We start from the raw sequence: 13,970 nt of genomic DNA, 5'->3' as shown, positions 1-13,970 counted from the left end.
ACGCTGCGGCCGTGCGTCCCCCGTCGTCTATGCGTCCAACGACCAGTCCGCCCCGCCCGCTGACCGGGCTGGCGACCATGCTCGACGCCGATTCCGGCACGTCGCGGTCGCCGTACGCCCCGCTCACCGGTGTCACGATCGACTCCCGCCACGTGCGGCGCGGAGATCTTTACGTGGCCTTGCCGGGCAACCGGTCCCACGGCGCCGATTTCGCCGCCGAGGCCATGGCGCTCGGCGCCGTGGCCGTCCTCACCGATCCCGGCGGCCGCGCGGCCGCCGCCGCCACGGGCCTGCCCGTCCTCGTCGTGCCCGACGTCCGAGCCGTGCTCGGGCAGGTCGCCTCCTGGGTCTACGGCCGGCCGGCCGACGACATCCAGTTGCTCGGCGTCACCGGCACCAGCGGCAAGTCCACCACCTCGTTCCTGCTCGAAGCCGGCCTGCGGGCCGCGGGCCACACCACCGGGCTGGTGGGCGGCGTCGAGATCCGCGCCGGCGACCTGCGCTTCGAGCCCAGGCTGACCACCCCCGAGGCCACCGAGCTGCACGGCCTGTTCGCGCTCATGCGTGAGGCGGGGGTCACGGCAGCGGCCATGGAGGTCTCCAGCCATGCCCTGGCGCTCGGCCGGGTCGACGGCCTCCACTACGACGTGGCCCTGTTCACCAACCTGTCGCAGGACCATCTCGACTTCCACAAGGACTTCGACGACTACTTCGCCGCCAAGACCCGGCTCTTCCAGCCCGAGCTGGCCCGCGTGGGCGTGACGAACATCGACGACCCCTATGGCCGCGAGCTGCTGTCGGTGGCGAAGGTGCCGATGACCACGTTCTCCGCGCTGGGCGCGCCCGAGGCCCTCTGGCGGGCGCTCGACGTGCGGCTGGGCGCCGACGGCAGCACCTTCCGCGTGACCGGTCCCGGCGGCGTCGAGGCCGACGCGCAGATCTCGCTGCCCGGCCCGTTCAACGTCGCCAACGCGCTCGGCGCGATCGTCACGCTCGTCGAGGCCGGGGTGCCGCTGCAGACCGCCGTCCACGGCGTCGGCACGCTCATCGGCGTCCCCGGCCGCATGCAGCGCATCACGCAGGCGGACGAGGAGTTCCAGGCGATCGTCGACTACTCCCACAAACCCGCCGCGGTCGAGTCGGTGCTGCGCTCGCTGCGCGAGGTCACCGCGGGCCGGCTGGTCGTCGTGCTCGGCTGTGGCGGCGAGCGCGACGCGGGCAAGCGGCCCGTCATGGGCGAGTCCGCGGCGAGATTGGCCGATGTGGCCATATTCACGAGCGACAATCCTCGTTCCGAGGACCCTCTGGACATTCTGGCCGCGATGATGGAAGGAGCGCTCCGCGTTCCGCAGCACGACCGCGCTCATGTGATCATTGAGCCCGACCGCGCGTCCGCGATCGACCTGGCGATCGGCCGGGCCGGGCGTGGCGACGTGATCGTCGTGGCAGGCAAGGGTCACGAGCAGGGCCAGTACGTTTCAGGTGAGGTGATCCCCTTCGACGATCGCGAAGTGGTCGCCGGAGCGATCGACGCACGCAAGGAAAGCAGGAAGCACGCATGATCCCGTTGCCTCTGGCCAGGATCGCCGAGATAACCTCGGGCGCCCTGTCGGGCATGGCCGACCCTCGCGCCGTGGTGCGCGGTCCCGTCGTGATCGACTCACGGGGCGTAGAACCGGGATCCCTGTTCGTCGCCCTGAAGGGCGCGCGGGTCGACGGCCACGACTACGCCGCCCAGGCCATCCGGGCCGGCGCCGTCGCCGTGCTGGCCACCAGGCCGGTCGAGGCCCCCACGGTGATCGTCCCCGACGCCGCCGCCGCGCTGGCCGACCTGGCCACGGCCCACGCCGCCGCGCTGCCCCAGGCCACCGTGATCGGCGTGACCGGCTCGGCCGGAAAGACCTCCACCAAAGACCTCCTGGCCCGGCTGACCGGGCGGATCGGGCCGACCATCGCGCCCGTCGGCTCCTTCAACAACGAGCTCGGCCACCCGCTGACCGTGCTCAGGGCCGACGCTGACACCCGCTACCTGGTGCTGGAGCTCAGCGCCCGCAACATCGGCCACATCCAGGCCCTGGCCCGCATCGCGCCGCCGCGGATCGGCGTGGTGCTGAACGTCGGCACCGCCCACATCGGCGTGTTCGGCGGCAAGGAGGCCATCGCCAAGGCCAAGGGTGAGCTCGTCGAGGCGCTGCCGCGCACCGGCGTGGCCGTGCTCAACGCCGACGACCCGCTGGTCCTGGAGATGGCCTCGCGCACCGACGCCAGGGTCACGCTGTTCGGCCGCTCCGAGGCCGCCGCCATCCGCGCCGAGGACGTCGTCGTCGACGAGCGCGGGCGCGCCTCGTTCACGCTGCGCACCCCCTCGGGCTCCGGGCAGGTCCGGCTCAAGCTGTACGGCGCGCACGCCGTGGAGAACGCCCTGGCCGCCGCCGCGGCCGGTTACGAGCTCGGCCTGCCCGTCGCCACCATCGCCGCGGAGCTGTCGGAGGCCACGCCGCGCAGCCGGTGGCGGATGGAGGTCACCGACCGCCCCGATGGGGTCACGATCGTCAACGACGCCTACAACGCCAACCCCGACTCGATGCGGGCCGCGTTCGAGACGTTCGGCGTGCTCGGCAAGGGCCGCCGCCGCTTCGCCGTGATCGCCGCCCTGCGCGAACTGGGCGAGGACAGCGCAGCGCTCAACGAGGAGCTGGGCCGCCTGGCTGGCGGTTCCGGACTGGCGGGCCTCATCGTGGCCGGGCCCGACGCCCAGCCGGTGCTTCAGGGGGCCTACGCGGCCGCTCAGGCGGCCTCCGCCGCGGGCCCGCCGCTCCCGCTCGCGGGAGGCCCGCCGATGGCGGGAGCACCCGCGCAGCCGCCCCAGACGCTCATCCTGCACGTGCCCGACGCCGCCGCCGCGGCGGCCGAGCTGGCCGGTTGGCTGCGGCCGGGTGACGCGGTGCTGGTCAAGGGGCCCCGGGCGATGGGTCTGGAGCGGACGGCCGAGCAGTTGCTCGGGGGGGCCACGCAGTGACCGACATCATCATCGCCGGTGCGGTGGGGCTGATCCTGTCGATGCTCGGGACGCCCCTGGCCATCCGGCTGTTCTCCCGGCGCGGTTACGGCCAAGAGATCCGCGAGGAGGGCCCGTCCGGGCACCACGGCAAGCGGGGCACGCCCACCATGGGCGGCACCGTGATCGTGCTGGCCTCGCTGCTCGCCTACGGCGCCTCCCGCCTGGCCACGCTGTCGGCGCCGACCGTCTCGGGGATGCTGGTGCTGTTCCTGATGACCGGGCTCGGCGCGGTCGGCTTCCTCGACGACTTCATCAAGATCTACAAGCAGCGCAGCCTCGGCCTGCGCAGCGGCGCCAAGGCGCTCGGCCAGCTCGTCATCGGCGCGGTCTTCGCGGTGCTGGTGACCCAGCAGGCCAACGTCTACGGCATCACCCCCGCCGAGCCCAGGCTGTCGTTCCTGCGCGACTTCGGGCCCTCGCTCGGCATCGTGGGCTTCACCATCTGGGTCCTCATCATGATCGTCGGGTTCTCCAACGCGGTGAACCTCACCGACGGCCTCGACGGCCTGGCCAGTGGCGCGACCGGGGTGGTGCTCGGCGCGTACGTGTTGATCGGCAACTGGCAGCTGCGCAACAACTGCATCGACCAGCTCGGCCCCAACTGCTACTGGGTGCGGGACCCGCTCGACCTGGCGGTGGTGGCGGCGGCCGTGCTCGGGGCGCTGATCGGGTTCCTGTGGTGGAACGCCCCGCCCGCGAAGATCTTCATGGGCGACACCGGCTCGCTGGCCCTGGGCGGCGTGCTGGCCGGTCTGGCCATCGCCACCCGCACCCAGCTGCTGCTCATCATCCTGGCCGGGCTGTGCGTGATCATCACGATGTCGGTGATCATCCAGGTCGGCTTCTTCAAGATGACCGGTAAACGGGTGTTCAGGATGGCGCCGCTGCAGCACCACTTCGAGCTCAAGGGCTGGGCCGAGACCACGATCGTGGTCCGTTTCTGGCTCATCGCCGGACTCTGCGCGGCACTCGGGCTCGGGTTGTTCTACGTCGAATGGATGCCCAAGTAATGGCTCTCACCTGCGTGGCCGGGCTCGGCGTCTCCGGCACCGCCGTGGCGCGGGTGCTCGCCGCGCGGGGTGAGCCCGTCGTCGTGGTCGAGGCCGCCGAGGACGAACGCCGGCGCGCCGTGGCGGCCGAGCTCGCCGGGTTCGGCGTCGAGGTGCGCTTCGGCCCGATGGAGCTGCCGGCGGGCGTCACCCGGCTCGTCACCACCGGCTGGGCGCCGCACCACCCGCTGATCGCCGCGGCCCTCGCGGCGGGCGTCGAGGTGGTCGGGGAGGTGGAGCTGGCCTGGCGGCTGCGCCCCGCACAGGCGGCCCCGTGGCTCGCGCTGACCGGCACCAACGGCAAGACGACCGTGGTCCGCATGCTCACCTCCATCCTGCTGGCCGCCGGGCGCAAGGCGCTGGCCGTGGGCAACGTGGGCCTGCCCGTGGTCGAGGCCGTGGGGGAGCCGTACGACGCCCTGGCGGTCGAGCTGTCGAGCTTCCAGCTGCACTGGTCGAGCACGCTCGCCCCGCACGCCGCCGCGATACTCAACGTGGCGCCCGACCACCTCGACTGGCACGGCTCTATGGAGGCGTACGCCGAGGCCAAGGGACGCATCTTCGAGCGCGCGGGCACCGTGGTCTACAACGCCGACGACCCCGAGGCGTCGCGGCTGGCCGCCCCCTACCCGGACAAGGTCGGCTTCACGCTGCGCGTGCCCCGGCCCGGCCAGCTGGGCGTGGTGGAGGACCTGCTGGTGGACCGGGCGTTCGTGGCCAACCCCGCCGAGGCCGCCGAGGAGCTCGCGACCCTCGCCGACGTGCGCCCCCTGGCGCCGCACAACGTGGCCAACGCGCTCGCCGCCGCCGCGCTGGCCCGCACGCTCGGCGTCACCCCCGACGCCGTACGCCAGGGCCTGCGCGACTTCGTGCCCGACCCGCACCGCATGGCGCACGTCGAGCGGGTCGGCGAGGTCGACTACGTCGACGACTCCAAGGCCACCAACCCGCACGCAGCCGGCGCGGCGCTGTCGTCCTACCCCTCGATCGTGTGGATCGCGGGCGGCCAGCTCAAGGGCGCCGACGTGGACGACCTGGTACGCCAGGCAGTGCCCAGGCTGCGCGGCGCGGTGCTGCTCGGCGTGGACCGCGCCCGGATCGCCGAAGCTCTGGCGCGACACGCGCCGAATGTCCCCGTCGTGGACATCTCCGCCCAAGACACTGGTGCGATGGATCGTGTCGTCACCGAAGCCGCCAGGCTCGCCTCCCCCGGAGACACCGTGTTGCTGTCGCCGGCCGGCGCGTCGCTGGACATGTTCGCCAACTACCCGGCCCGAGGGGAGGCCTTCGCGCGAGCCGTACGCGGCCTGGAGGCGGCCACGTGAGCACGACCACCTCTCCACAGGCTCCTGAGCGGCCACGGCAGAGCGCGGTCGAAGGGCCGACCGGCTGGATCCGCGACCAGCTCGCCGTGCTCAAGGAGCTGCTGGAGAAGCCGCTGGCGACCTACTACCTCATCATCGGCTGCTGCGGGCTGCTGCTCGCGCTCGGGCTGATGATGGTGCTGTCGGCCTCCAGCATCGAGGCGATGCAGAAGACCGACAACCCGTTCACCTGGTTCATCAAGCAGTCGCTGTCGGCCGGTCTGGGCGTGACGCTCATGTGGGTCTGCTCCAGGCTGCCGCACAAGTTCTTCCGCTGGGCGGGCTACCCGCTGATGGCGCTGTCGTTCATCGGCCTGGTCATGGTGCTGTTCATCGGCTCGTCCCAGCTGGGCGCGCAGCGGTGGATCGACGTCGGCTCCTACAGCATCCAGCCCTCCGAGCCCGCCAAGCTGGCCCTCGCGCTGTGGGGAGCGGACCTGCTGGCCCGCAGGGCGCGGCAGGGCCGCATCGAGTGGCGGCAGCTGCTCATCCCGCTCATGCCGGGCACCGCGCTCCTGGCCGTCATGGTCATGTTCGGCCGGGACCTGGGCACCACGCTGGTGCTGTTCATGGTCTTCCTGTCGCTGCTGTGGGTGGTGGGCGCGCCGGTGAAGCTGTTCGGCGGCATCCTGGCGCTCGCCGTGCTGGCCACGCTGATCATGATCAAGGTGGAGCCGTACCGCATGGCGCGCATCGGCGCCTTCCTCAACCCGTGGGCCGACGCCCAGGGCGACGGCTACCAGGCCGTACAAGGGCAGATCGCGATGGGCTCCGGCAGCTGGTTCGGGCTCGGCCTGGGCAGCAGCCGGGCCAAGTGGAGCTGGCTGCCCCACGGCGAGAGCGACTTCATCTTCGCGATCCTGGGCGAGGAGCTCGGGCTGATGGGGACCCTGACCGTGGTGGTGCTGTTCGGGCTGCTCGGCTACGCCGGCCTGCGGGTCGCCGCCCGGGTCAAGGACTCCTTCGTACGGCTGGCCGCCGCCGCCATCGTGGCCTGGATCGTCGGCCAGGCCATCATCAACATGGGCGCGGTGCTCGGCGTGGTGCCCATCACCGGCATCCCGCTGCCCCTGGTCTCCTACGGGGGGTCGGCCCTCCTGCCGACCCTCGCCGCCCTGGGGATGCTGTTGTCGTTCGCGAAACGTGAGCCGGGCGCGCGCGAGGCTCTGGCCGCTCGTGGCCCCGGACCGGCCGTACGGGCCCTAAGCTGGCTTGGCCTGGGGGGAACGACCAAAGGCCGAGTGAGACGTTAGGGAGTGACCTAGATGAGGGTGGTCCTCGCCGGTGGCGGGACGGCCGGGCACATCGAGCCGGCTCTCGCCCTTGCGGACGCGCTGCGCCATTATGACCAGCGCATCGGCATAACCTGTGTGGGCACCGAACGCGGCCTCGAAACCCGCCTGGTCCCGGCCAGGGGATACGAGCTGGAGCTGGTGCCGGCGGTGCCGCTGCCGAGGGCGATCACGCCCCGGCTGCTGACCGTGCCCGGACGGCTGGCCGGTGCGGTCAACGCGGTGGCGGCGATACTCGACCGCGTCCAGGCCGACGTCCTGGTGGGCTTCGGCGGCTACGTGGCGACCCCGGCCTACCTGGCGGCCAAGCGGCGCGGCCTGCCGATCGTGGTGCACGAGGCCAACCCGCGGCCCGGCCTGGCCAACCGGCTGGGCGCCCGGCTCACCGACCACGTCTTCACCGGCTTCCCCGACCACGTGCTGGGCAAGGCCGAATACATCGGCACCCCGCTGCGCCGCGAGATCGTCTCGCTGGACCGGCTGTCGATGGGCGACAAGGCCCGCTCCTGGTTCGGCCTGCAGACCGACCGGCCCACGCTGCTGGTGTTCGGCGGCTCCCAGGGGGCCAGGTCGCTCAACGAGGCCGCGCTGGCCGCCGCGCCGGTCCTGCGCTCGGCCGGCGTGCAGGTGCTGCACGTGCTCGGCCCCAAGAACACCGTCGAGCGCGAGCCGCCGCCCGGCGACCCCCAATACGTCCTGCTGCCCTACCTCGACCGCATGGATCTCGCGTACGCCGCCGCCGACTTCGCGCTGTGCCGCAGCGGCGCGCTGACCTGCGCCGAGCTCACCGCGGTCGGACTGCCCGCCGCCTACGTGCCGCTGCCGCACGGCAACGGCGAGCAGCGGATCAACGCCGAGCGCATCGCGGCGGGCGGTGGCGGGTTCGTGGTCGGCGACGCCGACCTGTCATCTGATTGGATCGTCCACAACGTCCTTCCCGTGCTCCACAGTCCCGAGCGGGTCGTGGCCCTGTCGGAGGCCGCCTCCAGACTGGGACGGAAGGACGCCGATATCATTCTGGCCAGGAAAGTGTTGGAGATAGCCCGATGAGTCTCGTCAAGCTGGTCGATCCCGTCGCCGCAGAAGAGCTGGGGCGCGTGCACTTCATCGGCATCGGCGGCGCGGGGATGTCCGGGATCGCGCGCATCCTGCTCAAGCGCGGGGTGCGGGTGTCCGGCAGCGACGCGCGCAGCACCGATCAGGTCAACGAGCTGCGCGAGCTCGGCGCGATCGTGCACATCGGCCACGCCGCCTCCCACATCAGGGACGTGGACACGGTGGTGGTGTCCACCGCGATCCGCGACTCCAACCCGGAGCTGGGCGAGGCGCTCAAGCAGGGGCTGCGGGTCATCCCGCGAGCCGCCGCGCTCGCCTCCGTGATGGCCGGGCGCAACGGCGTCGCCGTCGCGGGCACCCACGGCAAGACCACCACCGCCTCGATGATGACCGTCGCGCTGCAGAAGTGCGGGGCCGACCCGTCCTACTGCGTGGGCGGCCAGCTCGTCACCACCGGGCTGGGGGCCGACGAGGGGTCGGGGGAGGTGTTCGTCGCCGAGGCCGACGAGAGCGACGGGTCCTTCCTCATGCTGGCGCCCGACATCGCCGTGGTGACGAACGTCGAGGCCGACCATCTCGACAACTACGGCGATCCGCGCGCCGTGCACGACAGCTTCGCCCGCTTCGCCGACCGCGTCGGGTCGCTGCTGATCACCTGCGCCGACGACCCTGGGGCGGCCGAGCTGGCCGAGGTGGCGCGGGCGCGCGGCATCAAGGTCATCACGTACGGCGAGACGGGCGACTACCGCGTGCGCGACGTCAGGCCCGACGGGTTCGGCACCACGTACACCATCGAGGGCATGGGCGAGGTCCGGCTGGCCGTCCCCGGGGCGCACAACGCGCTCAACGCCACCGCCGTGGTCGCCGTGGCCGTGGCGCTGGGACTGCCGTTCGAGGAGATCAGAGACGGGCTGGCGACCTTCACCGGGGCCAAGCGGCGCTTCGAGGCCAAGGGCGAGGCGGGTGGGGTCGCGGTGTTCGACAGCTACGCCCACCATCCGACCGAGCTGGCCGCCGACCTGAGGGCCGCGCGTGACGTGGTGGCCTCCTACTCGGGCGACGGACGGGTCATCGCGATCTTCCAGCCACACCTCTACTCGCGCACCAGGTTCTTCGCCGAGGAGTTCGGGACGGCGCTCGGGCTGGCCGACGAGGCGATCGTGCTCGATGTCTACGGCGCCCGCGAGGACCCCGAGCCCGGCGTGTCGGGGGCCATGGTGGCGGGCCGCGTGCGGCTGCCCGCCGAGCAGGTGGTCTACGCCCCGGACCGGGCCTCGGTGCCGGCCCTGGTGGCGGCTCGGGCCCGGGGCGGCGACATCGTGCTGACGATGGGCGCGGGCGACGTGACGGAGCTCGGACCGCAGATCCTTGAGCAGCTCTCCGCGGGCTGATTCGGCGGCCGGCCACCTCGGGTGTGGCTCCGCGCGGTACGGCTCTTCGGGCGACTATGCGTGGCGTGGCTCTTTGCGGGACGGCTGCGCGGCCGGCTGCGCCTGGGGTGGCTCCGCAGGGGACGACTCCGCGGTCCACTACATCTGGCGTGGCTCCGCGCGGGACGACGCCGTGGTCCGCTGCGCGTGGCGTGGCTCTTCGCCGTATGACCCCGCCGTCCCTCACGGCCGGCGGCCACAGGCGGCCGGGTGGCGGGGGTTCTGGCGGTGGGACTCTGGCGTGGCGCCGTGGGCGGTGGCCGGACGCGGCGTAGGTTCAGTGGCGCGCGGCGTGCGTGGCGGTGACTCTTGCGGCGTAGGTTCGGTGGCGCACGGCGTGCCGGTTGCGCAAGGTGGGTGACCCTGGGAGGGCGATGAAGGCGCGCAACGCTTTTCTGGTACTGCTGACCGCCGGAGTGGTGGGCTGCGCCGTCTGGCTGATCTTCTTCTCGCCCGTGCTCGGCGTACGATCGATCGACATCGTGGGAAATGTCACAGTGCCTGCTGAGCGCATAGAGCAACAGGCCGGGGTGCCCGAGTTGCACCCGCTGGCCACCGTCGATCTGGCCGGCGTCGAGGCCCGGGTGATGCAGATCAGGCAGCTCGCCTCGGCCAAGGTCGACCGGGTCTGGCCGGGCACGCTGAAGATCGAGGTGGTCGAGCGCGAGCCGATCGCCGCGATCACGGCCGGCGGCAAGGCGGCGCTGATCGACAAGGGGGGCGTCGTCATCGAGCTCCAGGACACGGTCCCGCCCGGCCTGCCGACGCTCAAGGTGGACCGCCCCGCCGCCGGCGACCCCACGACCATGGCCGCGCTGCGGGTGATCCAGTCACTGCCCGACGATCTCGCGGCCAAGGTACGGGGGGTCCGGGCCTCCTCGCCCGAGGGTGTGTCGCTGGAGCTCTCCGACGGCCGCGGCGTCGTCTGGGGCGGGGCCGACCGGGGCGCGGACAAGGCTCGCATCCTCAAGTCCCTCCTGCGCCGCAAGGCCAGCGTCTACGACGTGAGCTCACCCGACGTGGTGACGCTCAAATGAGCCGGATCCCATCGAGGTGGTGACGCTCAAGTGCCGAACCCCACCGAGGTGGTGACGCTCAAGTGCCGGATCCCACTGACGTGGTGACCCTCAAGCGTGGGAGCTGGACCCTGCCGAGGTGGTGGCGGCCAAGTGCCGGAGCTGGACCCCACCGACGTGGTGGCGGTCAAGCGTCGGAGCTGGACCCCCGCCCACGTGGTGACGGTCAAGCGCCCGGATTCCACCGTGCCGCCAACGGAGCCGTCGTACGGCGTGATCCGGGGGTGGGGTTGGCGCGTCCTACGGGATATGCGTCGCATAAAGGGCGGCGCACCTGTCAGAGCGCGCCGATCATGCCGCCCGCCGATGGCCGAGTCTGTCCGGGATGGGGCTTCCGGCGTGAGAGCCTGTAACACGGCGCGTGGCAGAGGAGGGTTCCGACCTGGCGGGACGACGGAGCGAAACGGACAGCCCGCGACACGCCGGACGTGCTTGCGGCGCGGTTAGTTGACCCGCCCGGAGCGTAACTCCTACTGTCCGTATCAATCCTCAGGTTGACATAAATCTGAATCTCAACTTGAGGTTGAGAGTTAACGAAGCAGAGAACGCGGAGACGATCCGCACCGAAATGGCAAGTCAACGAGCGGAAAGGCCCCTCGTCGTGGCAGCACCGCAGAACTACCTCGCGGTCATCAAGGTCGTCGGCATTGGCGGCGGCGGAGTGAACGCCGTCAACCGGATGATCGAGGAGGGACTCAAGGGCGTCGAGTTCATCGCGATAAACACCGACGCCCAGGCGCTGCTGATGAGTGACGCCGACGTCAAACTCGACGTGGGCCGCGAGCTCACCCGCGGGCTGGGAGCCGGCGCCAACCCCGATGTGGGGCGCAAGGCGGCCGAAGACCATCGTGAGGAGATCGAGGAGGTCCTCAAGGGGGCCGACATGGTCTTCGTGACCGCGGGTGAGGGAGGCGGCACCGGCACCGGCGGCGCGCCCGTCGTGGCGAACATCGCCCGGTCGCTCGGCGCGCTCACGATCGGTGTCGTGACCCGGCCGTTCAGCTTTGAGGGCCGTCGCAGGGCCTCGCAGGCCGAGGCCGGCATCGAGACCCTGCGCGACGAGGTCGACACGCTGATCGTGATCCCCAACGACCGGCTGCTGTCGATCTCCGACCGGCAGGTGAGCGTGCTCGACGCGTTCAAGGCGGCCGACCAGGTGCTGCTGTCGGGTGTGCAGGGCATCACCGATCTGATCACCACGCCCGGCCTGATCAACCTCGACTTCGCCGACGTCAAGTCGGTCATGTCGGGCGCCGGTTCGGCGCTGATGGGCATCGGCCACGCGCGCGGTGACGACCGCTCGGTCGCCGCCGCCGAGATGGCAGTCTCCAGCCCGCTGCTGGAGGCCAGCATCGACGGCGCCCACGGCGTGCTGCTGTCGATCGCCGGCGGCTCCGACCTCGGCCTGTTCGAGATCAACGAGGCCGCCCAGCTCGTGTCGATGGCGGCCGCGCTCGACGCCAACATCATCTTCGGTACGGTCATCGACGACGCGCTCGGCGACGAGGTCCGCGTCACCGTGATCGCCGCCGGGTTCGACGACGTGCCGCCGCCGGCGGAGAAGCCGCTCCCGCGCCCGCAGAGCCGTCCCGCCGCCGCGTCCACGGCCCCGCCCGTGTCGTCGCCGGTACGCCCCAGCGTCTCGGCGCCCAGCGTGAAGGCCGAGCCCGCGCCGCAGCGTTTCGACCAGCGCCCCGAGCCCCGGCCCGAACTGCGTCCCGAGCCGCGCCCCGACTTCAGGCCGGAGCCTCGCCCTGAGCCGCGCTCCGACTTCAGGCCCGAGCCTCGCCCTGAGCCCCTGTCCGAGCCGCGCGCCGACCTCCGTCCCGAACCGCCGCGCCCGGACCAGCGGTCCGACTTCCGCTCCGACCATCGGCCCGAGCCGGTGCGTCCGGTGGAGAGCGCGCCCGAGCCGGCGGCCCACGAGCCGATCGCCGACGAGCCCTCCGGCCCCGTCTCGATCCCGCGGCCCACGCCCGAGCCCGCCAATCCGCCCACGCCCATCACCTCCCGCATGTCGGAGCCCGCCAAACGCCGTCCGGTGGTTTTCGAGGAGCAGGAGGAGGAACTCGACGTCCCCGACTTCCTCAAGTAGTCCGACTCTCCGCCGCTCCTTCCTCACCGGGCCTCGATGGCCCTTCACCGGGGGAATGGAGCGGCGCAGCCGCGTTCGGGGCCGGTTCCTCCAGCCAGGTGATCTGGCTCACCGGGCCGGGGTGATCTCACTCACGTAACCGGGGTGATCTCACTCACGTATCCGGGGTGGCTGAACCCACGTGGCGGGGTGGCCGGACCCACGTAGCGGGAGCGATCGGACTCACGCGGCCGGGGATGGTCGGGACTTCCCATAGCCGGGGTGGTTGGGCCCGCATGGAGCCGGGGTGGTCGACTCAGGTGGTCGGGGTGGTCGGGAGTCGTGTAGAGCTGGGGTGACCGGACTCACGTGCCTCGTCACGGCGGCCGGCCCCGTGCGGGATCAGCGGCCGTCTTCCTGGAGGCCCCTGGCCCCGTGCGGCGGGTGGGGCCCACCGGGCCTGCCGTACCAGAAGAACAGCGCCGCACCACATGGGAGGCGCGCCCTGCGGCAGAGAGATACCCGAGCGGAGCGAAGAGGTGGACGTGAGCGTGAGTACGGACGAGACCGGCCGGACGCGGCAAGACGCCAGTGACGGGACGCGGCGTGACGAGACGGCCCGGGCGCGGCAAGACGCCAGTGACGGGACGCGGCGTGACGAGACGGATCGAGCGCGGCAAGACGAGACCGACCGGACTCGGCGGGACGAGACTGACCAGGCGCGGCGGGACGAGAGTGGCCCGGCGCGGCGAGACGTGACCGATCGGGCGCGGCGGGATGAGATCGCGGCGGGGCTGGCGGAGGTGGAGGGGCGGATCTCCGAGGCGTGCCGGGCGGTCGGGCGTGATCGGAGTGAGGTGACCCTGATCGCCGTGACCAAGACCTATCCCGCCTCCGACGTCCGCCTGCTGTGCGAGCTCGGCGTCCGCGAGGTCGGCGAGAACCGCGACCAGGAGGCCGCCCCCAAGGCGCGCGAATGCCAGGAGCTCCCCCTGACCTGGCACTTCGTCGGCCAGTTGCAGACCAACAAGGTCCGTTCGGTGGTCTCCTACGCCGATGTGATCCACTCCGTCGACCGGCCCAGGCTGGTCGAGGTGATCAGCCGGGAGGCCGGGAAGCAGGGGCGCCAGGTCGGCTGCCTCGTGCAGGTGGCGCTCGACGACGACCCGGCCAGAGGCGGCGCCAGGCCCGCCGACGTGCCGGGGATCGCCGACCTGATCGCCGCGGCCGCGCACCTGTGGCTGGGCGGGGTGATGGCCGTGGCGCCGCTGGGGGAGGACCCGGGCAAGGCGTTCGCCCGGCTGCGAGAGTTGGCCGCCGCCGTACGCGAGCGCCACCCCCGTGCCACGATGCTGTCGGCGGGCATGAGCGATGACCTCGGCGCGGCCGTCGCGCACGGCGCGACACACGTTCGGGTCGGTACGGCGTTGCTCGGTCGTCGCAAGCCCTTCGTCAGGTAATGTCCCGTCAAGTGGGTCTTACAGGCTCACACCACCAGTAGAGGTCGATCAGCGGTGAGCTCCAAGGGGGTACGGCTACCGCCTCGGACCCGGCGACAGGCCCGAGCG

General features: G+C 71.9%; 10 protein-coding genes. All 10 read left to right on the top strand.

All coding sequences use genetic code 11. The features are described from left to right. Positions 1 to 29 precede the first annotated feature (29 nt). The 10 genes from ACIBO2_RS07170 to ACIBO2_RS07125 all read left to right on the top strand — a co-directional run bounded on the left by ACIBO2_RS07170 (position 30) and on the right by ACIBO2_RS07125 (position 13,862). On the top strand, positions 30 to 1,562 hold the full coding sequence (locus ACIBO2_RS07170; RefSeq protein WP_358538226.1) for a UDP-N-acetylmuramoyl-L-alanyl-D-glutamate--2,6-diaminopimelate ligase: 1,533 nt from the start codon (positions 30 to 32) through the stop codon (positions 1,560 to 1,562). Continuing rightward, positions 1,559 to 3,019 carry a UDP-N-acetylmuramoyl-tripeptide--D-alanyl-D-alanine ligase gene (gene murF, locus ACIBO2_RS07165; RefSeq protein ID WP_358538224.1) on the top strand — a complete coding sequence of 487 codons (1,461 nt, stop codon included), beginning with the start codon at positions 1,559 to 1,561 and terminating at the stop codon, positions 3,017 to 3,019. Before ACIBO2_RS07170 ends, murF begins: the two co-directional genes overlap by 4 nt. Then, positions 3,016 to 4,071: a phospho-N-acetylmuramoyl-pentapeptide-transferase gene (gene mraY / locus ACIBO2_RS07160; protein ID WP_357945394.1), complete on the top strand. Its 1,056-nt coding sequence runs from the start codon at positions 3,016 to 3,018 to the stop codon at positions 4,069 to 4,071. The genes murF and mraY overlap by 4 nt, the downstream gene beginning before the upstream one ends. Next, positions 4,056 to 5,435 (top strand): UDP-N-acetylmuramoyl-L-alanine--D-glutamate ligase, encoded by a 1,380-nt coding sequence (gene murD / locus ACIBO2_RS07155; protein ID WP_397295822.1) that lies wholly within the window; start codon positions 4,056 to 4,058, stop codon positions 5,433 to 5,435. Before mraY ends, murD begins: the two co-directional genes overlap by 16 nt. After that, positions 5,432 to 6,727 carry a putative lipid II flippase FtsW gene (gene ftsW, locus ACIBO2_RS07150; protein ID WP_358538220.1) on the top strand — a complete coding sequence of 432 codons (1,296 nt, stop codon included), beginning with the start codon at positions 5,432 to 5,434 and terminating at the stop codon, positions 6,725 to 6,727. The genes murD and ftsW overlap by 4 nt, the downstream gene beginning before the upstream one ends. A 12-nt stretch (positions 6,728 to 6,739) precedes the next feature. Beyond that, positions 6,740 to 7,816, top strand: coding sequence for an undecaprenyldiphospho-muramoylpentapeptide beta-N-acetylglucosaminyltransferase (gene murG / locus ACIBO2_RS07145; RefSeq protein WP_358538218.1), 1,077 nt, complete (start codon positions 6,740 to 6,742; stop codon positions 7,814 to 7,816). After that, entirely contained in the window at positions 7,813 to 9,213 is a 1,401-nt protein-coding gene (murC, locus tag ACIBO2_RS07140; RefSeq protein ID WP_358538216.1) for a UDP-N-acetylmuramate--L-alanine ligase, read from the top strand. Before murG ends, murC begins: the two co-directional genes overlap by 4 nt. Positions 9,214 to 9,626: 413 nt before the next feature. Next, positions 9,627 to 10,289: a cell division protein FtsQ/DivIB gene (locus ACIBO2_RS07135; RefSeq protein WP_397295819.1), complete on the top strand. Its 663-nt coding sequence runs from the start codon at positions 9,627 to 9,629 to the stop codon at positions 10,287 to 10,289. Between the two features lie 640 nt (positions 10,290 to 10,929). Further along, a complete protein-coding gene (gene ftsZ / locus ACIBO2_RS07130; RefSeq protein WP_358538210.1) occupies positions 10,930 to 12,423 on the top strand; it encodes a cell division protein FtsZ in 1,494 nt (497 codons plus the stop codon). A gap of 734 nt (positions 12,424 to 13,157) precedes the next feature. Then, positions 13,158 to 13,862 carry a YggS family pyridoxal phosphate-dependent enzyme gene (locus ACIBO2_RS07125; RefSeq protein ID WP_397296616.1) on the top strand — a complete coding sequence of 235 codons (705 nt, stop codon included), beginning with the start codon at positions 13,158 to 13,160 and terminating at the stop codon, positions 13,860 to 13,862. The last annotated feature ends 108 nt before the right edge of the window (positions 13,863 to 13,970 follow it).

The sequence above is a fragment of the Nonomuraea sp. NPDC050022 genome (assembly GCF_044460705.1).
Taxonomy (GTDB): Bacteria; Actinomycetota; Actinomycetes; order Streptosporangiales; family Streptosporangiaceae; genus Nonomuraea.
This window is presented reverse-complemented; position numbering and strand designations above follow the sequence as displayed.